This is a genomic window from Mesoflavibacter sp. CH_XMU1404-2, from assembly GCF_037029465.1.
Taxonomy (GTDB): domain Bacteria; phylum Bacteroidota; class Bacteroidia; order Flavobacteriales; family Flavobacteriaceae; genus Mesoflavibacter.
In genome coordinates, this window is record NZ_JAYMEM010000008.1 from 1 (window position 1) to 1,356 (window position 1,356).

A 1,356-nucleotide genomic window follows, 5' to 3' on the forward strand; every position below is an offset into this window, starting at 1 on the left:
ATCATCTCTGCATCGTTTGCTCCTGCTTCAAATGCTTTAGCATACCATTTTTCGGCTGCTTCGGTACTATAGATGTTGTAATTGGCTTCTGCTAATTGTGAGTAGACATAAGCATCAGCTTCTCCTTTTTCTACTAATTTATTGTAAGCGTCTATAGCGTCTACAAATTGGTACTTAGCAAAAAGTTTATCGGCTTTTTTTGTGGCACTGTTTTGAGCAGTTAGACTAAAACTACTTATTAAGGCACAAACTATAAATAATTGTATATGTTTCATTGTACTTGGTTAGCTTATCTGATTAGAAATAACGTGGTGATCTTGATACTTTTCTTGGTAGATTAATATCAAAGTTGATAAATATCTCATGTGATGAGTTGGTCACAACGTCTAATTGTGAGTTAACACTGTCATACGCATAACCGATTCTTAAGTTTGGTGCTACTAAAAAGTTAACCATACCACTAAACGAATCGTCTAAACGGTAACCTGCTCCTACTTCTACAAAATCATACATGAATAGGTTTAGGTTAACATCATAAGTCACAGGTGCATTAAAAGCTAATTTAGTCATCACGTGTGGCTTTAACTTAAAGTTCTCTGATAAGTCAAATACATATCCTGCTGCTGCAAACACATGCTCGGTCTCTGACCCTATTTTATACCCATTAGCATCTAAGTGTACCGATTCTAGAATGTTTGGCATCGATGCAGAAATGTAGTATTTGTTTGGCTTATAGAAATATAATCCTGCGCCTATATTTGGTGTTACTTCATTGATGTTTTCTGAATAGAAAGGATCTCCTGGATCTAATACTTCTACTGAAGTTAACCCAATGTCATGAAACGTCGCTCCTGCCTTTAAACCAAATGCTAACTTAGTCTCTGTCCCTACTGGTAAGGTATAAGAGAAATCTACATAGGCATTGGTCTCGTTTACTGGTCCTACTTCATCACTAATTAAGGATAGTCCTAAACCAACACGCTTACCTACTGGCGAGTGGATGGTTAGGGTTCCTGTTGAAGGTGCGCCTTCTAAACCTACCCACTGGCTTCTGTAAAGTGCGCCTATGGCAACACCTTCGTATGAGCCAGCGTAGGCTGGGTTAACCACATTCATGTTATACATGTACTGTGTGTATTGTGGATCTTGCTGTGCTTGTGCTTGCAATGCAAAGAGCAAAGCGAATAGGATATATACTTTTTTCATTATATCTGTGTTGGTTGTATGATTAGTTTATTATCTGTTTATGTATACCCAAGCGGCTTTTTGTTTTGTGCCTTGGTACTTCATCACAAAGTAGTAAGTTCCTACTGGTAACTCATCTCCATCGTTTGATTGTCCATGCCACTCATTGCT

The 1,356-nt window shown here is 37.9% G+C and carries 2 protein-coding genes and 1 pseudogene; all 3 read right to left on the reverse strand.

Annotated features, from left to right (window positions below):
* Positions 1-275 (reverse strand): annotated as a pseudogene (locus WA327_RS06015) (cell envelope biogenesis protein OmpA); the annotation flags it as partial.
* A 22-nt stretch (positions 276-297) separates the two neighbouring features.
* Positions 298-1,206, reverse strand: a complete 909-nt coding sequence (locus WA327_RS06020) for a type IX secretion system membrane protein PorP/SprF (protein WP_336067607.1) — start codon at positions 1,204-1,206, stop codon at positions 298-300.
* A 30-nt stretch (positions 1,207-1,236) separates the two neighbouring features.
* Positions 1,237-1,356: gliding motility-associated C-terminal domain-containing protein (locus WA327_RS15050; RefSeq protein WP_407942444.1), on the reverse strand; the 120-nt coding region annotated here is incomplete at its 5' end.